Here is a 20,191-nt window from a genome sequence, read left to right as displayed (position 1 = left end):
ACCGTCACGCCACCATCGAGTCGAGTCCCGCTCCCCTTGGCGTGGAGAGGCTCCAGACCAAGGGGGGAGGGACGGTGATTCCCGCATGCGCGCCGCTGTCACGCCACGTCGAGTTGAATGGTGGGGTTGGGCGCGTCGTCACGACCAGAGGGGTTGGTGAACTGGTCGTTCAGGTTCTGAACGTACATATCGGAGTTTTTGAGCACTTTCTCGATCTTCATTTTCGCCAGGCGACCCCAGCCGGCAGGCTGGACGTTGAGCAGGGGGCGCATGGGTCGGGTGTTGCGCAGGAAGGCGTTTTCCACATACTCGCGCAGATCGGTATCCACGAGTTCGTTGGGGATTTTCTTGATCAGGAGCGTGGCGGTGAACTTGCGCAGCAGGAAGTGCAAAAAGACGATCACCGACAAAGAGGCGGCGGCGAGGATCCCCACCAGGAGCTGGACCCAGACGGGGCGCTCGACCCAGGTTTGGAGATCGAGCCAGGTGCCGACCGGCACGCCGGCGGAGGCGATCGCTCCGAACAGGCCCACGAGGGTGACCAGGAGGGCGAAATCGAGCAGCAGGGTGTTTTTGCGCCACCGCTTCAGGAGTTCGTTGGTTTTTGGCGCCACCTGATGCATCAGTTGCTTGGCGGTGTGTTCCAGGACGCCGATGATCCGGTAGGCCCGTTCCACCTCCACGCGCCGGATCCGTTCGTCGATCTCGTCCATGTCCTCCTGGCGTTTGTTTTCGTAGCGGGTGCGCATGGTGTCGTCGTCGATGGGCAGGGCGGCTTCGAGGTTGTAGATCTGGTAGAAGCGTCCGGCGGTCAGACCCGACTGGGCCAGGGAGCGTTGCCAGGCGGCGGTGACGTCTTCGAGGTTGTCCTCGCGCACCGTGCAGTCCATCTGGTTGAGGATGAAGAGGAACTTGTTCGAATCCGCCCGGTTGATGGTGTTTTTCACCAGGTGGTCCAGGGTATCCTTCATGGCGCCGGGTTCCGGGTGACGGGCGTCGAAGAAGACCAGCACCAGATCGGAGATGCTCATGATGTGATCGGTGATGCGCAGGGTGGAGGTGCGTTGCGCGTCGGCGTCGAAGCCGGGAGAGTCGATGAGGATCTTGCCGCGCAGCTTTTCGGTCAGGCAGGTCTTGAGCTGGAGATAGGCGTCGATGCGTTTGCCCTCGCCCTGGACCACACTTTCGATCTGCTGGCTGATCTGATAGAAGGGGAAACGCGGATCCGCGTCCAGGGCCAGACCCGGCAGGGTGCGCACCTTCTCCTCCTTGCTGTAGCAGATCACCGTGAACTTGTCGTCCACGGCCTGATTGCCGGTGCGTTGGAGTTTTTGACCGATGAAGGTGTTGATGAAGGTGGATTTTCCCGAGGAGAAGGTGCCCAGGATCGAGATCAGCGGCCACCAGGAAACCCGGGTGGCGAACGAGTCGTCGCGGCTGATCACGCCCATGCGATAGGCGACCTGATCGAGTTCGCGGAAGGTTTGGACCACCTGAAGCAGGACGGGGTTTTCCTGTTGCAGATGTTTTTCGAGGCTGTTGAGACGGCGATCCACTTGGCTGCTGGCGCTGGTGAACATGAAGTCGCTCCGGGTTGATGGCATGATGGGTGATGCGTACGTGGGATCCTCGGGGGTGCCGTGGGGATCCGTGGATCGTTCGGTTCCGGGTTCCTGGCCGGCTTCCTCTCGCGAATCCGGACGCCACGAGATCCTATCACGCCTTGGGACGGATCTAAAGGCGCGGCTCCCGATTCTTGGTGTTCGTGGGCCTTAAAAAGTGATATTCTGGAATGGTGACAACTGTCCAGGCTCAGCGGATGCCTGCGCTCTCCGCGCCGGCAGGGCGTCAACCGGGGCGATTCGTGTGAGGACGCGATAATCGGAAATTTTTTCGATTCGGTTGACAGGTCGGGACGGGAACTTCATAGTTTTTGGCTTGTCCCATGCATCAGAGGTGGAGTTTGTCTTTGCGCATTTCAAGGAGTGAACCAACGTGAAAATGACGGGCGCGCAGATCGTGATACAAACCCTGGTGGATCTGGGGGTCGATACCCTGTTCGGCTATCCCGGCGGCACGGTTTTGTATATCTACGACGAGCTTTACAAAAACAAGCACCGGATCCATCACTATCTCACCCGCCACGAGCAGGGCGCGGTGCATGCCGCCGATGGCTACGCCCGCGTCACCGGACGGGTGGGCGTGGCGATCGTCACCTCTGGTCCCGGCGCCACCAACGCCGTCACCGGCCTGGCCACCGCCCACATGGATTCGATCCCGCTGTTGTGCATCTCCGGACAGGTGCCGGCGCCGCTCATCGGCAACGACGCCTTCCAGGAGGCCGATACCGTGGGCATCACCCGCTCCTGCACCAAACACAACTTCCTGGTGCGCGATGTCAACGATCTGGCGCGGGTGCTGCGCGAGGCCCACTTCATCGCCCGCAGCGGACGTCCCGGACCGGTGCTGGTCGATATCCCCAAGGATATCACCGTGGCCGAGACCGAATATGTCTACTCCGGCGCCGAACCGAAGATCCGTTCCTACAAGCCCACCCTGTCCGGGCATGTCGGTCAGATCCGGCGCGGGGCCCGGATGTTCCAGCAGGCCAAACGCCCGGTGCTCTACGTGGGCGGCGGCGCGGTGCTCTCCAACGCCTCGGAGGAGCTGTTTAAACTGGTGGAGGGGTTGAATTTTCCGCTCACCAACACCCTGATGGGGCTGGGATCGTTCCCTGCCGCCGACGGACGCTTCATCGGCATGCTCGGCATGCACGGCACCTACGAGGCCAACATGGCGGTCTCCAACTGCGACCTGCTGGTGGCCATCGGCTCCCGATTCGACGACCGGGTGACCGGCAAGCTGTCGGTGTTCGCCCCCCACGCGGCCATCATGCACATCGACGTGGATCCTACCTCGATCTCCAAGAACGTGAAGGTGGATCTGCCGATCGTGGGCGACGTGAAGCATGTGCTCGCCCAGCTCAACGATCTGGTGCATGCGCCGGGTTTCAAGTCCGGGTTGCAGGACGTGGGGCCCTGGTGGGAGCAGATCAACGAATGGCGCAAGCGGGAGTGCCTGCGGTTCAACCAGGGCAGCGAGGTGATCGAGCCCCAGTATGTGATCCAGTGTTTGCATCAGGTCACCAAGGGCGATGCGATCGTGGCCACGGACGTGGGTCAGCATCAGATGTGGGCCGCGCAGTTCTACGGCTTCGAGAAGCCGCGGCGCTGGCTCACCTCGGGCGGACTCGGGACCATGGGATATGGTCTGCCCGCCGGCATGGGCGCCCAGGTGGCCAAACCCGACGCCCAGGTGGTGGTGATCACCGGCGAGGGGTCGATCCAGATGAACGTCCAGGAGTTCGCCACCTGCTTGCAGTACAAACTGCCGGTCAAGGTGATCATTCTGAACAACGGCTATCTGGGCATGGTGCGTCAGTGGCAGGAGTTCTTCTACGAGCGGCGCTACGCCGAATCGGACATGCACGTCACCCCGGATTTCGTCCGTCTCGCCGAGGCGTATGGGGCGTTGGGTCTGGTGTGCGACCGGGTGGACCAGGTGATTCCGACCCTGGAGCGGGGATTGAGCCATCCGGGCACGGTGATCATGGATTTCCGCGTCAACCGTGAGGCGAACGTCTATCCCATGGTGCCCGCCGGCGCGGGTTTGAATGAGATGATTCTGATCTAGGAGGAGCCGCACCGGGTCTCTTTGCCCGGTGCCAGGTGCCGTGGAATACGCCTTCATCACTGATCTGGAGGATGTCACCCCGCTCGCCAGCTCCGAGCTGTTCGCCCTTGCCCAGGTGTGGCAGGAGCGGCGCGAAGAGCTGGAGGGGAGCGGGGCCTTCCAGGAGTTCATGCGGCGGCTGTACCGCGAATGGGCCATTGAGACCGGTCTGATCGAACGGCTTTACCACTGGGACCGCGGCGTCACCGAGTTGTTGATCGAGCAGGGGATCGAAGCCAGCCTGATCGCCCATCGCGGCAACATGAGCCGCGACCAGGCCGAGGGGGTGGCAGCCCTGATTCAGGATCAGCGCCATGTGGTGGATTGGCTGTTCCATTTTGTCAAGAGCGAACGGGAGTTGTCGGAGGGCTACATCCGCCAGCTGCACGCCGCGTTTACCCGGCAACAGCAGTCGATTTCCGCCGAAACCCCGGATGGCCGCCGGATCGAGGTGCCGCTTCTGAAAGGGGCGTACAAGCAGCATCCCAACAACCCCCGGCGCGAGGATGGTTCGTTTCACCACTATTGCCCGCCGGAATTTGTGGCCGATGAAATGGAGCGGCTGCTGGTCTGGTACCACGGGCATGTGAAAAGTGAGACGCCGCCGGAGGTGCTCGCCGCCTTCTTGCACCACCGTTTCACCCAGATTCACCCGTTCCAGGATGGCAATGGCCGGGTGGCGCGCGCGTTGGCCAGTCTGGTTTTTATCAAGAACAAGCTTTTTCCTCTGGTGATTCGTGATGAGGAGCGCCGGGTTTACATCGACGCGTTGGAGCAGGCGGACCAGGGCCGGTTGAAACCGCTGTGCGATTTTTTCGTGCGGAGTCAGCGCCGTTCGATCCTGAAGGCGTTGGAGGTTGAACAACAACTCCCGGAGAACCGTCACGCCGAGGCTATCTTGAGTTCGGGGTTAAAATTGCTGCATAAGAAAGCCCAGGTTGATCATCAGGAATTGGCGAAAATTGAGAAGGTGAATCGTTTGGCGGGAATGTTGGATTTTATAACGAAGCAGAGATACGAGGAGATGTTAAAAATAATTAAGCAAGAGAATTTAGTGCTACAGAAGACGTCGGATGAAAATTATTTTGACATTATAATTGACAATAATAAGGGCTTTATATCATCCCTTGAAAGTCTTGAATCTGTTGGAATAATAGATAAAATAATATTGCGCAATAAGTATGACCCACTTGTGGCCGGATTAAATTCTAAGCTCTCTTCGATTTCAATATTAACATTTAAGAATATGTCTAATTTATTTTCTGGTGTCAATATGGGAAATTGTGAAAAATGGGAAAGAGTAAGTATTATATCTAATTTAGTTTTTCAATTTGTAGTTTCGTTTCATTGGGTCTATTCGGAAAATAAAACAATTTTGACTGCAATTAGTTTTATACTGTTTAGAGAATTTGATGGTTCGAAAAACAGATACATAACAACCAATTGTCGGGTAGCTTCTCCAGATTTCTTCCAATTCAATTACAAGGAAGACGAGGCGAGTGTCGTGGCCCGGTTCAAAGAGTGGCTGGAGGAGTCGCTGGCGATTGGTTTGGGCGAGTGGCACAAGATGGTGGCTCGCGAGGTGGTGGGGTTTGAGGATGGCGCGGCGTGATGCGGTGGGGTCGCGTTGACGTTTTGTGAGATTTGAATTACGTTAAACTCTCAGGGAAGCAATCTGTGTCAGGAGGGCGCCATGCGTCACGTCATATCGGTGTTGGTGGAAAACGAAGCCGGGGTGTTGTCCCGGGTGGTGGGACTCTTCTCGGCGCGGGGGTTCAACATCGAAACCCTCACCGTGGCCCCGGTCGGCGATGGCGAGACTTCGCGCATCACCCTGGTGACGCGTGGCGAGGATTCGATCATCGAGCAGATCTTGAAACAGCTGAACAAACTGGTACCCGTGATCCAGGTGGCGGATCTCACCGAGGGGGCGCATGTCGAGCGCGAGTTGATGCTCGTCAAGGTGGCCACCGATCGCGAGACCCGCGCCGAGGTGTTGCGCATCGCCGACATCTTCCGCTCCCGCGTGGTGGATGCCACCCCAACCTCGTTCATGATCGAGGTGACCGGCGATTCGAGCAAACTCGATGCCTGTCTGGCCCTCCTGACCCCGCTCGGTGTCACGGAAATGGTGCGCACCGGTCTGGTGGCCCTCTCCCGTGGCGAGAAGGGGATGGTTTCCAAGAGCAGCCATTGAATCCGGATCGCTTTGGTCTCATCATGAGGGATTTCAAAGGCGCGGCGTTCCGACGGGTCGGGACGCTCGGCGTGTCTCCTTCCATCTTTGTCAAAAGGTATGCTCCATGAAAGTCTATTACGACAGCGACGCCGATCTGAACGAGATCCGTTCCCGTCAGGTGGCGATCATCGGTTACGGCTCCCAAGGTCACGCCCATGCCCAGAATCTCAAGGATTCCGGCGTGAGCGTCACCGTGGGTCTGCGCCGCGACTCCTCCTCCTGGGCCAAGGCCGAAGGGGCTGGCCTGAGCGTCAAGGAGGTCTCCGCCGCCGTGGCCGGAGCCGACGTGGTGATGATCCTGGTTCCGGACGAGCATCAGGCGCGGGTCTATCGCGAGGACGTGGCTCCGAATCTCAAGAACGGCGCGGCGTTGGTCTTTGCTCACGGTTTTAACATCCATTTCGGTCAGATCGATCCGCCCAAGGGTGTCGATGTCTTCCTGGTCGCGCCGAAGGGTCCCGGCCATCTGGTGCGTGCCGAGTATCTCAAGGGGGGTGGCGTGCCGAGTCTGATCGCCATCCATCAGGATGCCACCGGCAAGGCCAAATCCATCGCGTTGGCCTATGCCTCGGCCAACGGTGGCGGGCGGGCCGGCATCATCGAGACCAGTTTCCGCGAGGAGACCGAGACCGATCTGTTCGGCGAGCAGGCGGTGTTGTGCGGTGGCATCACGGCGTTGATCCAGGCCGGTTTCGAGACCCTGGTCGAGGCCGGTTATGCTCCGGAGATGGCCTATTTCGAGTGTCTGCACGAGACCAAGCTGATCGTGGATCTGATCTACGAGGGCGGTATCGCCAACATGCGTTATTCGATCTCGAATACCGCCGAGTATGGGGATCTGACCCGTGGTCCGCGGGTGGTCGATGCCGGCACCAAGCAGGAGATGAAGAAAATTCTCGACGAGATCCAGACCGGTGTTTTTGCCCGTGAGTGGATTCTGGAGAACATGGCCGGTCGCTCTCATTTCCAGGCGTTGCGTCGTCGTGGCACCGAGCATCCCATCGAGAAGGTGGGGGCCGGGTTGCGGGAGATGATGCCGTGGATTCGCAAGGGCAAGTTGGTGGACAAGTCCAGGAACTGATCAAGGACGGAATGGTCTGAAGTGTCGCAGGGGTCCGAGGAGCGCAAGGTTCCCTTGTGCGAAGAATCGCTGCGTGCAGCCTTGGATGCCGGATCGTTTCGCGCTTTTGGCAAAACGATCCGGCGAACATGGCCTCGGACAGGCCGCCGGAGGCGGCTTGGTTTGGGGCATGGATAAGCCGGAGGCGGTTGTTTTGGTGCTCTGTCGTGCGCTGCGTCGTTGCCGTTTTTGGGCAACCTGGACGCAGCGCGCATGAGACCGCGCGCTTGCACGATTTTTCGAAAAAGAAAAATCGCGTATCGTGAAGAGCGCGCGACAGGCAAAAGCAAAGAAAAAAGTCCCAAGGGTTTTGCCCTTGGATCCCACCAGGGGTCATGGGCCCCTGGACCCCGCCAGTTTTGGGCCCTGCCAGCCTGGCCCCGCCAGGTGTCGGGTTAACTTGTATTGGGTTGGATCTGGAGAAAACATAATGTCATCACGCTCACCAGTGGCCAAGGAAGGTCTGCCGTTCATCGCCGCATTCGTGGTCGTGGCTGCGGCGGCAAGCGTCCTGCACGCCCACCCGCTGGCTCAGGGGGTTCTGTGGATCCTGGCCGGCTGGTGCGTCTGGTTCTTCCGCGATCCGGAACGCCAGACTCCCACCGGCGACGGTCTGGTGATCGCCCCGGCGGATGGCCGGGTGGTGGCCATCGAAGAGACCATCGCCCCCCTCTCCGGCCTGCCGGCACGCAAGTTTTCCATCTTCATGAACGTCTTCAGCGTCCATGTGAACCGCTTCCCCATCGCTGGCACGGTGGAGGCGGTCGCCTACCACCCCGGCAAGTTCCTCAATGCCGCCCTGGACAAGGCCTCGATCGAAAACGAACGCATGGAGGTCCATGCCAAAACCAGAAACGGCGTGTCGATCTCCTTCGTGCAGGTGGCCGGACTGGTGGCGCGCCGCATCGTCTGCTACCTCAAGGCCGGAGACGCCAAGAACGCCGGCGAACGGTTCGGCCTGATCCGGTTCGGCTCGCGGGTGGATGTCTACCTGCCGCTCACGGCCAAAATCGAACCGGCCCTGGGGGACAAAACCCGCGCCGGCGAAACGATCATCGCCCGACTGTAGGCGTCCGGGGGCCAAGCCCCACAAGATTGATTGCCGGCACGCACTTCCAAAAAAGAGAGAACCATCACCGTGGGCGAAACCAGCGAGAATACCAAGAAAGGGGCGATCATCTTTCCGTGCCTGCTGACCACCGGAGGGATGTTCTTCGGCTTCTACGCCATCATGGCCGCCTTGACCGGCAGCTATCAACAGGGCGCCATGGCGATCCTGGTGGCCGGGGTGTTCGACGGCCTGGATGGCCGTGTGGCGCGCGCCATGAACGCCACCTCGGCCTTCGGCAAGGAGTACGACAGCCTGGCCGACTTCCTGTCGTTCGGCATCGCCCCGGCGGTCCTGATCCATCAGTGGGCCCTGACCCCCTTCGCCAGGGTCGGCTGGGCCGGCGCGTTTCTGTTCGCGGTGTGCGGCGCGCTGCGCCTGGCACGCTTCAACGTGCAGAAGGCCGCTCCCATCGAATCGGTGGCCAAACGCTATTTTCAGGGATTGCCCATCCCCGCCGCTGCCGGCGTGCTTGCGGCCACGGTGCTTTTTTATGTGGAGTTGGGCATCGCGCCTCCAGGCGGACGCGCCGAGGCCGGCATTTCGGAGTTCTGGCGCTGGCTTCCCCTGGTGCTCGTCTATGCCCTGGGCATCCTGATGGTGAGCGGCATCCGCTTCCGCAGCTTCAAGGAGTTCAACTGGCACCGCCGTCGTCCCTTCCTGACCCTGGTGGCGGTGGTGCTGTTCATCACCGTGCTCACCATCCACATGGCCGCCACCCTGTTCGCGGTCTGTTGGGCCTATCTGCTTTCCGCCTACTCCAGCCATCGCGAGTATCGTCGCCTGCTGGCCCAGGGACAGGAGGAGGAGGAGGACGAAGTGAAGGAGTTCAACGAGATCGCCGAGGGCGAGGAGTCCGGGAAGTCCCACGTCTGATCCGGCATGCGGCATGGCCCGGTCCCTGCATCACCGGTGATCGGCCAGTCGGATCCGGGTGGCGTGTCGATCCAGGAGGGATGAACATGTCCGAGAAAGTTTTCATCTTTGATACCACCTTGCGGGACGGCGAACAGTCGCCCGGCGCGTCGATGACCCCGGACGAGAAGTTGCGCGTCGCCCTGCAGTTGGAACGACTCAAGGTGGATGTGATCGAGGCCGGCTTTCCCATCTCCTCGCCGGGCAACTTCGAATCGGTGCGCAATATCGCCCGATCCATCCGCGACTGCTCGGTGGCCGGACTGGCACGCGCCCGCGACGCGGATATCGATCGCGCCTGGGAGGCGCTGCGCGAGGGGGCCAATCCCCGCATCCACCTGTTCATCGCCACCAGCCCCATTCACATGCGTCACAAACTCGGCATGGCCCCGGACCAGGTGGTCGAGGCCGCGGTGGCCGGCGTGCGACGCGCCAAACGCCACACCTCGAACGTCGAATGGTCTGCCGAGGACGCGGGACGCTCGGAGATGGACTTTCTGTGCCGGATCGTCGAGGCGGTGATCGAGGCCGGGGCCACCACGGTCAACATCCCGGATACGGTCGGCTACACCCTGCCGCATGAGTTCGGCGAACGGATCCATCAACTGATGAGCCGGGTGCCCAACATCCATCGCGCGGTGATTTCGGTTCACTGTCACAACGATCTGGGTCTGGCCACGGCCAACTCCCTGGCTGCGGTGCGCAACGGCGCCCGCCAGGTCGAATGCACCATCAACGGGCTGGGCGAACGGGCCGGCAACGCGGCGCTCGAAGAGGTGGTGATGGCGCTGCGCACCCGACGCGACATCATGCCCTACCACACCGACGTGATCACCGAGGAGATCACCACCGCCTCGCGTCTGATCTCGCGCATCACCGGCTTTCCGATCCAGCCCAACAAGGCCATCGTCGGCGCCAACGCCTTTGCCCACGAATCCGGGATCCATCAGGATGGCATGCTCAAGGATGCCTCCACCTACGAGATCATGACCCCGGCCTCGGTGGGTCTGGCCACCAACCGCCTGGTGCTGGGCAAGCACTCCGGACGCCACGCCTTTGCCGAACGGTTGCGCGAGCTGGGCTACCAGCTCCCGGAAGGGCAGGTCGAGCGCATCATGCAGCGCTTCAAGGATCTGGCGGACAAGAAGAAAAACCTCTTCGACGACGACATTCGCGCCCTGGTGGACGACGAGATGGTGCGCGAGGCCGATCCGTACAAGCTGACCCGTCTGCATGTCGCCTCGGGCACCGAGGATACCCCGGTGGCGGCGGTGGAGATCCAGGTGAATGGGCATGCCCAGCGCGGCGCGGGGTGGGGCGAGGGGGCGATCCACGCGGTGTTCAACGCCATCGTCAACCTGGTGCCCGGCGCCAACGAGGTGCGGTTGCAACGGTATGAGGTGCGCGCCATCACCGGCGGCATCGATGCCCAGGCGGACGTGATCGTCAACATGGAGCGGGATGATCGCTCCGTGCAGGGGCGCGGGGTGGACAACGATGTGGTGGTGGCCTCGGCGCTGGCCTTTTTGAATGCGCTGGCCAAGCTGGCCCGGCGTCCGGCAGAGCAGCGCGGCGGGGTGTGATGGTCGGCGCGGGTGGCGGTTGGATGGGTTGAACCGTCACGGGAGACCGGGGCAGAGATTCATGATGACCATGGAACTCCCGCCAGGGAGGTGCATGGTACGGGGGGTTCTCCCCCATCATGCAAGTGACCATGGAACTCCCGCCAGGGAGGTGCATGGTACGGGGGGTGAGGGGGGGCTCCCCCATCATGCAAGTGACCGCGCTTTACACGCGACACGCCCTACAATTCGATCTGCAACCCCATTTCCACCACGTTGCGATGCGGGATCCGGAAGTAGGATGCCGCCCCGCGCATGTGGCGTGACAGGGCGATGAACAGCCCCAGACGCCAGTTCGCGCGCTCTTGGGACCGTTCACGGGCCACGAAACGGGTCCGGCTCAAGAAGAACGACGCCTCCCGCGCATCGAAGCGGAAATCCCCGAAGCGACAGCTCTCCAGCATGGCCGGAATCTCCGGCGACTCCATGAAACCGAACGCCACCGATACCTTGTGAACCCCGAGCGGCAGGGGGGTGAGCTGGATGCGCCCGGCCTCCGGGATTCGCGGCAGAGGGGCGTTGACCAGGGTCAGGATGATCACATGTTCGTGCAGAACCCAGTTGTGCCGCAGGTTCTGCAACAGGGCATGGGGCACGGTGTCCGGGCGGGCGGCCAGATAGACCGCCACCCCGTCCACCCGCGGGGGCGGCTCCCGTTCGAACTGTCCCAGGAAGGGCTCCAGGGGGATCTCCTCGGCCTGGATGGCACGGCGGGACTGTTCGCGTCCCCACTGCCAGACATGCATAAGAATGAGAATCATCAAGCCCATGGCGAGCGGGAACCACCCGCCATCGAGGATTTTCAGGCTGTTGGCCGCCAGGAAGGCCAGATCGACGCCCAGGAAAAGGACAAGCGGCAGCCGGGCGAGGGGTTTGGGGAGTCGCCACAGGTCCGGCAACACCACGCCGAAGGCGAGCAGCGAGGTGGCCACCATGGTGCCGGTGACGGCGATGCCGTAGGCGGCGGCGAGATGCTCCGAGGAGCGGAAGATCACCACCAGCAGCAACACGCCGATCATCAGCAGGCGGTTGATGGCGGGCAGATAGATCTGACCCGCATGGCGCGCCGAGGTGTGGACCACGCTCATGCGCGGCAGGAAGCCCAGGCGCATCGCCTGGCTGGTGGCCGAGAAGGCTCCGGAGATCACCGCCTGGGAGGCGATCACCGTGGCGGCGGCGGCGAGGATCACCATGGGGAGCCGTCCCCATTCGGGCACCAGGTGGAAGAAGGGGTGGGTGAGGGCCTGGGGATCCGCGAGCAACAGGGCGCCCTGACCGAAGTAGTTCAGGAGCAGCATGGGCAGCACGAGCGTCAGCCAGACGAGGCGGATTGGCGCGCGACCGAAGTGACCCATGTCCGCGTAGAGCGCCTCGCCGCCGGTGACCGCCAGGAACACCCCGCCGAGCACCGGCATGGCCACGGTGGGATGGTCGATGAGCCAGCGGGCTCCCCAGGCGGGATCGAGGGCGCGCAGCACCTCGGGGCGTTCCAGGATGGCCAGAAGGCCGGTCAGGCCGATCACCAGGAACCAGACCAGCAGAACCGGTCCGAACAGCCGTCCCACCCTGGCGGTGCCGAGGTGTTGAAAGGCGAACAGTCCCACCAGAACCAGCAGGGTGATCGGCACCACGACCGGTTTGAGCAGCGGGGTGGCCACTTCCAGTCCCTCGACCGCGCTCAACACCGAGATGGCCGGGGTGATCATGCCGTCGCCGTAGAAGAGGGCGGTGCCGGCCAGGCCCATGACCAGAAGCGGGGCGCGCAGTGGGCTTTGCGGGGTGATTTTTTCCAGGGCGAGGGCGAGCAGGGCCATGATGCCCCCTTCGCCGCCGTGATCGGCGCGCATGATGAAGAGCACGTACTTGATGGTGACGACCAGCAGCAGCGCCCAGAAGATCAGGGAGAGGGCGCCGAGGATGCGGGCCTCGTCGGAGCCGACCCCGCCCGCGGCGCGGACCGCCTCGCGGAGGGCGTAGAGGGGGCTGGTGCCGATGTCGCCGTAGACCACGCCGAGGGCGCCGAGCATCAGACCGCCCCATGCCCGGTGTTTGGAGTGTTGCATGGGTTTGGATCCCGTGGATGGGGAACCGCTCCGCGTTTTGGGCGTCATCAGGGAGTCTTGACGAGCCGGAATCCCAAATCGCCGAAGCTGGTGCGCGGATCCCCGTGGTTGCGCTGGGTGGGGTGGGTAAACTCCGAGTTGCTTTTGATGCTGCCGCCCCGGAAGATGCGCGTGGGGCCGGACTCCGCTCCCTTGGGGTTGTGTTTGGGGGCCTGGGCATAATAGGCCTCGTCGTGACGATCCGCCACCCACTCCCAGACGTTGCCGCTCATGTCGTAGAGGTGAAAGGCGTTCGGTGCCAGTTGTCCGACCGGATGGATGTCGTCACGGGCATTGCCCTTGTGCCAGGCAACCAGGTCCGGATCGTCGCTGCCGCAGTAGCGCTGGGTCGCGCCGCCCCGACAGGCGTACTCCCATTCGGCCTCGGTGGGGAGACGGTAGCGGGTGGCGCTCAGGTCGTTGAGTTTGCGGATGAAGATCTGGATCTGTTCCCAGGAGACCCCATTGACCGGGCATTCGGGGCCGCACCCCTTGATCAGGGAGGGATTTTCTCCCATCACCGACTCCCATTGGGCCTGGGTCACCTCGTATTGGCTCAGGTAGAACCAATCCACGCAGGTTTCATGACGCGGCGCTTCGCGCGGATTTTCGTCGGAGCCCATCTGGAAGCACCCTTGGGGCACGATCACGAATTTCATGTTCAGATAGAATTCATGGCTCAAGAAGTGCCAGGCCATGACCCCTCCCCAGGCGAGGAGCGCGACTGCCAGCAGCCAGAGGAGCGGTTTGCGGACTTTGGGTTGACCAGAGGGGGTGCCGCGGGTGCGTTTTGGACGCGCCTGACCGCAGTGGGTGCAGAAGGCTTCGTTTCCGCCGAAGGTGTCGTCCGGATGGAGCGGATGGGGCAACACGACCCCGCAGCGCCCGCAGAAGCAGGCGTCGTCGGTATTGCGGAAGCGACATTTGGGGCAATCCATGGCCCATCCTCTTGTTTGGCTGGGGGATGTTGGCAAGGTGGGCATTATATCCAATCATTTGTTCATTTGTCATTCGGAATCTCGTCACGTTGTGCTGGTTGGGCCGGTGCGTTCCGGGTCGCGGAGGGGGGTGGGGGTGGTGCGCGCCAGGTTTCCTGGGTGGTATAGCCGTTCCAGGCCCAGCGGATCCTGATGGTGGGGGTGGCCTGGACGAGGGCAGGCGACAGGAGAACCCCCAGACGAGGAGAAGGAGAGTCCGGAGGGGGGGCTGCATGGGGGGGATCCTTGACGAGAGGCGGGAACGTCAGGGGATGGTGAGCTGTTTGGTCAGGCGAATCAGGGGTTCCACGAACCCTTCGCGCTCCAGGATGAACTCTCCGGTGTAGGTGCCGGCGGGCCAGGTGACGGGTGACCTGGGACGGGGACGGCCCAGGTAGCGGATCGTGCGGGCCTGGTGTTTGTCGGCCTGGTCGCTCTGTTCGGCCAGGATGCGGCCTTGCGGGTCGATCAGGCGGATGGTTTCCTTGTCTCCCCGGCGCGCGCCGAAAAAATTCACCCAGAAGATCAGGGCTTTGTCGCGCGGATTGAATCGGGTGTCCGGTGGATCGGCCACCAGGGTGGCATCGGGGATGACCGACGAGAACCCCGAGGAGAGTTCTCCGGCATGTCGATAGGTCAAGGTCGGGCGGAGTTCGGGCCGCCACAGCACCCCGCCCGGCTCTTCGGGACGCTCCGGATCGCGGGCGTCGAAGGGGTCGATGGGGTGGCCGTCGTGGCGCACCTCGAAGTGAACATGGGGGAATTGCGCCAGTCCCGACTGGCCGATCAGACCGAGACGGTCGCCGGCCCGGACCGTTTGACCCGGCGTCACGGCCACGCTGCCGGCGCGCAGGTGACCGTATTGGCTCTCCCATCCCGCGCCATGGTCGATGAGCACCCCGTTGCCGCCCAGACGTTCGCCGATGGCCCGTTCATCCACCGTGCCGCTGGCCGGTCCGTCCGGCATGCCGTCGCGCGTCGCCTTGACCACTCCGTCGGCGGCGGCGACCACCGCCACGCCGGCACGCATGTCGCGAAAGGTGCGCACCCGGAAATCGGTCCCCTTGTGTCCGTCGTAGGTGAGGGAACCGTGGCGGTAATCCTCGGCCAGGGGACCGGGATCGTGATCGAGATGGTTTTGGATGAAGCAGGTTTCACCGGGCAGGCAGTCAACCGGCAGTTGCAGGGGGAGGGGCGGGAGTTCGGCCCGCGCCACGCCCGGAAGCAGGGCAAGGAGAAGCCACGCAAGGGCTGCCCGATGAAAGGATGAAATCGTGACGCGCATGGGCTTTGGGTGTCGTTGGCGGGCGGAACGGTGGCGGAAGGGGGGATGGTCCATGGCGTGGCGGATTGGCGTCGGCTAGGGATGATCCCAGATCCGGCAGTTGCGAAGGATTGCATGAGCTGACATATTGGTTCGTAGGGTGAATGGCAAGAAACCGCGGTTGCCTTATCGGTCCTGCGGCTTTCTTCCGATTCGCCAGGTGGATCGAGAGGGTGTTTCAGGTGAACGTTCGCAATCGCCGGATCAGGGATGATAGTGGATGACGGATCGATCTTTCAAGAGGGGTGTTGACGCGACTCCAAGAAGGGGGAATGCGTCCATGGCGGCGGCAATGAATGGTGCATGATGGGGGCGGATGCGAAGTTACCTTGAGTTCGGCGGTCATGCGCGCGAATCTATACCGCATTTGCGTCGGATCTGGCCTTCGGGCCGGCGGGACGTATCCTTGGTAAAGAGCATGGATGAGGCGTGGGAATGGGCATGGGCGCGGAAGAGACCCGAATGTTGATGTGGATCGCCATTTTCGCGGTCCTGTTCTTCGATTACACCAACGGTTTTCACGACGCCTCGGACATGACCGCCTCGGTGGTTGGTTGCGGCGCCATGAGCCCGACGCGGGCGGTGCTGCTGGCGGCCTTCTTCACCAGTCTCGGCCCCCTGCTCGGAGGAACCGCCGTGGCCAACGCCGTGGGCCGGGTGCTGGACCTGGGCGGCCTGGACGCGCGCATGTCCACGCTCATCATCCTGGCCGGGATCTCCGGGGCGATCTTCTGGAATCTCCTGACCTGGTGGTTCGGCATCCCTTCCTCCTCGTCCCATGCCCTGATGGGCGGGCTGGTCGGGGCCACCTTGACCGCCGTGGGCGATGGACATGTGCTCTGGGGAATCCAGGCGCTCTTCGATGGCCAGGGACTCAAGGGGTTCGCCAAGGTGTTGGCCGCTCTGGTCATCTCGCCGGTGGTCGGTTTTGGTGTGGCCTACGGGGTCTACTGGGTCATGTTCTATCTCATGGAGGGGATCAAGCAGGCCATCTGCCGCTACCGCATCCGCGTCTTCGACAGGATCGGACGCAGCCACCGGCGCGGCGAGGAGATCCCCAACATGAACAAATGGATCAAACGCTCCCAATACCTCACGGTCGCGGTGCTCGCCTTTGCCCACGGCACCAACGACGCCCAGAAAAGCATGGGGGTGATCGCCATGCTGCTGCTGGTCAATGGCCAGACCAGCCAGTTCCATGTCCCCTATTGGGTGATGTTCATCTGTTCGCTGGTGATCACCCTCGGCACCCTCTCAGGAGGATGGCGCATCGTCGAAACCCTGGCGTTCCGGGTCTCCAAACTCCGTCCCATCCAGGGACTGGACGCCCAGTTGGGCGCCGGCGCGGTGGTGTTCGGCGCCTCGATCGTCGGCATGCCGGTCTCCACCACCCATGTGGTCAGCACCTCGATCATGGGCGTGGGCGCGGCGGTGAACATCCGCCGGGTGAAGTGGTTCATGGCCCTGCGCATCGTGCTCACCTGGGTGATCACCATCCCTGGTTCCGGGATGGTCGCCGCCCTCGTCTGCGCTCTCCTGATGTGAGGCCATCCCTTTTTCCCTGTCCGCTCCGGATGGGATCGTGACGATTCCCGACCGGGTGGATCGGTGATGCCAATCGTGCAAAACGTGCGCAAACGCACGCTCGTACCGTTTTTCTGGTGCATGACAATCTTGATTTGGATTGATTTGACAAATTGTATCCAATTGTTTATATTTCAAAAAGACTAGCATCAATACTTTTTGGTCGGGTTGTTGTTCGATTCCCTGGGATGTACGTCCTGGTCGAACATGCCCCCTCGATTCAATTTCTTTGTTGTCTTTGCATGGCTGAAGTTCGTGCCATGGTCCCCATCATCGGGCTGCGTCTGTCAACTTTAATGCTGCTTCCAAAAACAGGTCGAACATGCAGAATCTCAGACCGTGGCTTGGCACGTTAACCAAAAAACAGCTTTTTACCCTCTTTTTTGTCCTGGCCGCGATCGTGGCCAGCGCCCTTTCGGCGCTTGTCTGGATGTTCTTTCTCAAGGAACCCGTCGGCAATCCCATGCGCATCGCCGTGGTCGCCCCTTTCACCGGAGCGGACAAGGCCCAGGGCGAGGCGATGCAACGCGGCGTGGATCTGCTCGTCCAGCAGATCAATCGCAAGGGTGGCATTCAGGGCCGCATGCTGGCCATGGAGAAGATCGACGAGGGAACCAGCGCCGACTCGGCCATCCAGGCCGCCCGGAAGGCCGAAACGGATCCCGATGTCATCGGCGTGGTGGGACACTGGCATGGCGCGGCGGCGGCCAAGGCCATCCCGCTGTACGGCGAGAAGTCCCTGCCGGCGATCCTCATGACCAGCGCCCCGGACAAGTCCCTGCCGGAAAATCCTTACGTTTTTCGTCCCCTGATCGACGAGACCACGGAAATCCGCTTCCTGGCCAACTATCTGCGCAACGTCGTGGGTGAAAAGACGGTGTTCGTCCTGCACGAGGCCAATCCGCGCGGCGAACAGTTGGCGACGGCCTTCGACGAGGTGTACCAACGCTTTGGCACCAAGGTGCTCTACAAATGGCCCCTCACCCCCGGCAAGATGGACGACGAACTCAAGGCCGTGGTCGCGGAGGTGGAGGCCAAGAAACTCTTCGGAACCTTCCTGGTGCTCGGCGAGGTGGAAAGCGCCATCCGCATGATCGCCACTCTGCGCGAGGGTGGGGTGCGTCAACGGATCGTTGGCATGCGCCAGTTGGCCTCGCGCGGCTTCCAGGATGGGTTCGCGGCGGAGTGGAAGGGCAAGGGAACCCCCGCGGCAGCCCTCAACGGCACCCTCATGACCACCCCCATGCTCTTCGATACCGCCGGCGAACGGGCGCAGAAGTTCCAGACCGGCTTCAGCGGGTTTCATCACACCTGGCCGGACTGGGTGGCGGCCTACGCCTACGAGAGCGCCAAACTCATGAGCGAGGCCCTGGCCGAGGGGTATGGCAAGGAGGGCGACAAAACCCTGCGTCAACGGGTGCGGGAGCACATCGCCGCCCGCAATCAGGTCGAAAAGGCCTTCCCAGGCATCAACGGACCGCTCTTTTTCAACGCCAGGGGGATCGCGGCCCGCGACTCCATGGTGGGGCTTTACGACGGGGCCAGTCTGGTCGCGGCCATGACCCAGCTCTCGCCGATTCGCGAGGAGGGGGTGACCAACCTGCTGGGCGAGGTGACCTCCGGTCGGGCCCTCTACGTCAACGACCGCTTCATGTACAAGACCAACGTGGTCTACACCGGCGTGCGCCTGGCCAAGGTCTCCGCCCTGGATCGCTCGGCCAACACGGTGGAGATCGATTTTTCGGTCTGGTTCCGTTGGCGCGGCGATTTCGAACCCCAGGACGTGGTGTTCACCAACGCCGTCACCCCGCTGACGCTGGAAAAACCGACCCGCGAGGGCAAGGATGGCGACATGAACTACCGCGCCTATCGCCTGCGCGGCAAGTTCTACATGGGCTATTCGGACATCGAACGCAACTACGGCACCCAACTGGTCGGATTGTCGTTCCATCACCGCACCCTGGGCAGCCACAACCTGATGTACGTCAGCGACCTGCTGGGCATGAACCTGGTCAACCGCGCCCAGGGCGAGGCTGGGTATCCGCCCGATTCCCAGTCCGGTTCGGGCGCCGAAGCCAAGCCCAAGGAGCCGACCCTTCTGGAGCGGGTGCGCGCCTATTTCCATCTCGACGAAGAGGTGACCGATCCGATCGAGGTGGCGCTCAATCGCGACAAGGTGCTGGCCGGCGCGTCCGGCTGGCTGATCATGCGCGCCTGGCTCTCCCAGGAGGTGATGCCGCGCGGCGTGGATGGCAGCCCGGTCTTCGTCGGCTTCGGCAAGCCGCGACCGCTTTTCTCCCTGCTCGATGCCGGCATGGTGCTCAAACCCGATCGGTTCGACGCCAGGGATGTGCTGCATTCGACCGATCAGTTCGTCTATCTGGCCATTTTCTCGTTTGTCATGAGCATGCTGGCGCGTCTGCTCGACCGGAAGGATCGCGGACAGTTCTGGCGCATCCAGACCCTGTTTCTGCGCATGATCTTCTGGCCGACGCTGCTCATGACCATCGGCAATCTGGCGCGTGACTACAGCCTGCAGAACTTCACCAGCTCCACGGTGGATGGGGTGGTGATGGTTTTCGACACCCTCTGGTTCTTTATTCCGGCGCGCCTGGCGATCATCGCCCTGGAGCGGTTCATCTGGGTGCCCCTGGAGAATCGTACCCAACGCAAGATCCCCAACGTGCTGCGCATGACCGTGGTGCTGATCGTCTACCTGCTGGCCGGCTTCGGGGTGGTCGCCTTCGTCATGGACAAAAGCATCACCAGCATGCTGGCCACCTCCGGCGTGATGGCCATGATCATCGGTATGGCGGTCCAGTCCAATCTGCGCGACATCGTGTCCGGCATCATGCTCAACATCGAACGCCCCTTCAACATCGGCGACACCATCCGGCTTAACAACAGCATGGGCGTGGTCAGCGACATCACCTGGCGCACCACCCGCCTCACCTCCCTGGACGGGCAGCAGATCTCCTTCCCGAACAGCAAAACCTCGGACGCCGAGATCCAGAACTTCACCAAACCGCGCAACATCAAGCGCAATCTGGATGTCTACACCGATCCCAGGCACGAGCCGGCCTTCGTGTTGAAGCTCATCAAGGAGTGCCTGGCCCAGGTCAAGAGTCTGCCCACCGACGCTCCGGCCAACGAGGCGCCCAAGGCCTACTATTTTGGCGTGACGCTCAAGGAGGGGGCGTGGGTGGCCCACTATCCGGTCGGGATGTACATGCCATTCGCCAAACGCAAGGCGGCGATCCAGGAGTTCTGGCAGTTGCTGTGGAAAACCTTCGAGGCCAACAACATCGCCTGGCGGGAGAGACCACTCCAGGCCTCGGAGGATGACGAGGGCAGTGATGGGGCGGTCTGAACCGGCGCGCGGCAGGTGGTTCGAGCCTGGAGGCGGGTCGGGATGCGGTCCGGCGCCTGAAAGTCGTCTCGAGCCGGCGGGCGGGTTGGAACCCGAGT

13 protein-coding genes are annotated in these 20,191 nt (G+C 62.2%); 9 read left to right on the top strand and 4 right to left on the bottom strand.

What is annotated here, in order from left to right:
* Positions 1-98: 98 nt before the first annotated feature.
* The gene (locus ACOY6C_RS13895; protein ID WP_420906066.1) at positions 99-1,580 is read right to left on the bottom strand and encodes a dynamin family protein; all 1,482 of its coding nucleotides are present in this window, start codon (positions 1,578-1,580) and stop codon (positions 99-101) included.
* A 421-nt stretch (positions 1,581-2,001) separates the two neighbouring features.
* Here ACOY6C_RS13895 and ilvB point away from each other — a divergent pair, with 421 nt between their 5' ends.
* The 7 genes from ilvB to ACOY6C_RS13860 all read left to right on the top strand — a co-directional run bounded on the left by ilvB (position 2,002) and on the right by ACOY6C_RS13860 (position 10,697).
* On the top strand, positions 2,002-3,693 hold the full coding sequence (gene ilvB, locus ACOY6C_RS13890) for a biosynthetic-type acetolactate synthase large subunit (protein ID WP_420906126.1): 1,692 nt from the start codon (positions 2,002-2,004) through the stop codon (positions 3,691-3,693).
* 40 nt (positions 3,694-3,733) lie between these two features.
* Positions 3,734-5,344 carry a Fic family protein gene (locus ACOY6C_RS13885; protein ID WP_420906065.1) on the top strand — a complete coding sequence of 537 codons (1,611 nt, stop codon included), beginning with the start codon at positions 3,734-3,736 and terminating at the stop codon, positions 5,342-5,344.
* A gap of 81 nt (positions 5,345-5,425) precedes the next feature.
* Positions 5,426-5,929 (top strand): acetolactate synthase small subunit, encoded by a 504-nt coding sequence (ilvN, locus tag ACOY6C_RS13880; protein WP_420906064.1) that lies wholly within the window; start codon positions 5,426-5,428, stop codon positions 5,927-5,929.
* A gap of 106 nt (positions 5,930-6,035) precedes the next feature.
* On the top strand, positions 6,036-7,052 hold the full coding sequence (gene ilvC / locus ACOY6C_RS13875) for a ketol-acid reductoisomerase (RefSeq protein WP_420906063.1): 1,017 nt from the start codon (positions 6,036-6,038) through the stop codon (positions 7,050-7,052).
* A gap of 469 nt (positions 7,053-7,521) precedes the next feature.
* Positions 7,522-8,160, top strand: a complete 639-nt coding sequence (locus ACOY6C_RS13870; RefSeq protein ID WP_420906062.1) for a phosphatidylserine decarboxylase family protein — start codon at positions 7,522-7,524, stop codon at positions 8,158-8,160.
* 69 nt (positions 8,161-8,229) lie between these two features.
* The gene (gene pssA, locus ACOY6C_RS13865; RefSeq protein ID WP_420906061.1) at positions 8,230-9,075 is read left to right on the top strand and encodes a CDP-diacylglycerol--serine O-phosphatidyltransferase; all 846 of its coding nucleotides are present in this window, start codon (positions 8,230-8,232) and stop codon (positions 9,073-9,075) included.
* A gap of 86 nt (positions 9,076-9,161) precedes the next feature.
* Positions 9,162-10,697 (top strand): 2-isopropylmalate synthase, encoded by a 1,536-nt coding sequence (locus tag ACOY6C_RS13860; RefSeq protein WP_420906060.1) that lies wholly within the window; start codon positions 9,162-9,164, stop codon positions 10,695-10,697.
* A gap of 221 nt (positions 10,698-10,918) precedes the next feature.
* On the opposite strand, the gene ACOY6C_RS13855 is transcribed toward ACOY6C_RS13860, so the two are convergent.
* The 3 genes from ACOY6C_RS13855 to ACOY6C_RS13845 form a co-directional block, all read right to left on the bottom strand.
* A complete protein-coding gene (locus tag ACOY6C_RS13855) occupies positions 10,919-12,799 on the bottom strand; it encodes a potassium transporter Kup (protein WP_420906059.1) in 1,881 nt (626 codons plus the stop codon).
* A gap of 47 nt (positions 12,800-12,846) precedes the next feature.
* Entirely contained in the window at positions 12,847-13,776 is a 930-nt protein-coding gene (locus tag ACOY6C_RS13850; RefSeq protein ID WP_420906058.1) for an SUMF1/EgtB/PvdO family nonheme iron enzyme, read from the bottom strand.
* Between the two features lie 304 nt (positions 13,777-14,080).
* Positions 14,081-15,100 (bottom strand): M23 family metallopeptidase, encoded by a 1,020-nt coding sequence (locus ACOY6C_RS13845; RefSeq protein WP_420906057.1) that lies wholly within the window; start codon positions 15,098-15,100, stop codon positions 14,081-14,083.
* Between the two features lie 474 nt (positions 15,101-15,574).
* Between ACOY6C_RS13845 and ACOY6C_RS13840 the strand changes: the two genes are divergently transcribed.
* On the top strand, positions 15,575-16,684 hold the full coding sequence (locus ACOY6C_RS13840; protein WP_420906125.1) for an inorganic phosphate transporter: 1,110 nt from the start codon (positions 15,575-15,577) through the stop codon (positions 16,682-16,684).
* A gap of 361 nt (positions 16,685-17,045) precedes the next feature.
* Positions 17,046-20,093 carry an ABC transporter substrate-binding protein gene (locus tag ACOY6C_RS13835; protein WP_420906056.1) on the top strand — a complete coding sequence of 1,016 codons (3,048 nt, stop codon included), beginning with the start codon at positions 17,046-17,048 and terminating at the stop codon, positions 20,091-20,093.
* The last annotated feature ends 98 nt before the right edge of the window (positions 20,094-20,191 follow it).

Source organism: Candidatus Magnetaquiglobus chichijimensis, assembly GCF_045865675.1.
GTDB lineage: Bacteria > Pseudomonadota > Magnetococcia > Magnetococcales > Magnetaquicoccaceae > Magnetaquiglobus > Magnetaquiglobus chichijimensis.
The sequence above is the reverse complement of the archived record's forward strand: the minus strand, read 5'-3'. Positions and strand labels throughout refer to the sequence as shown.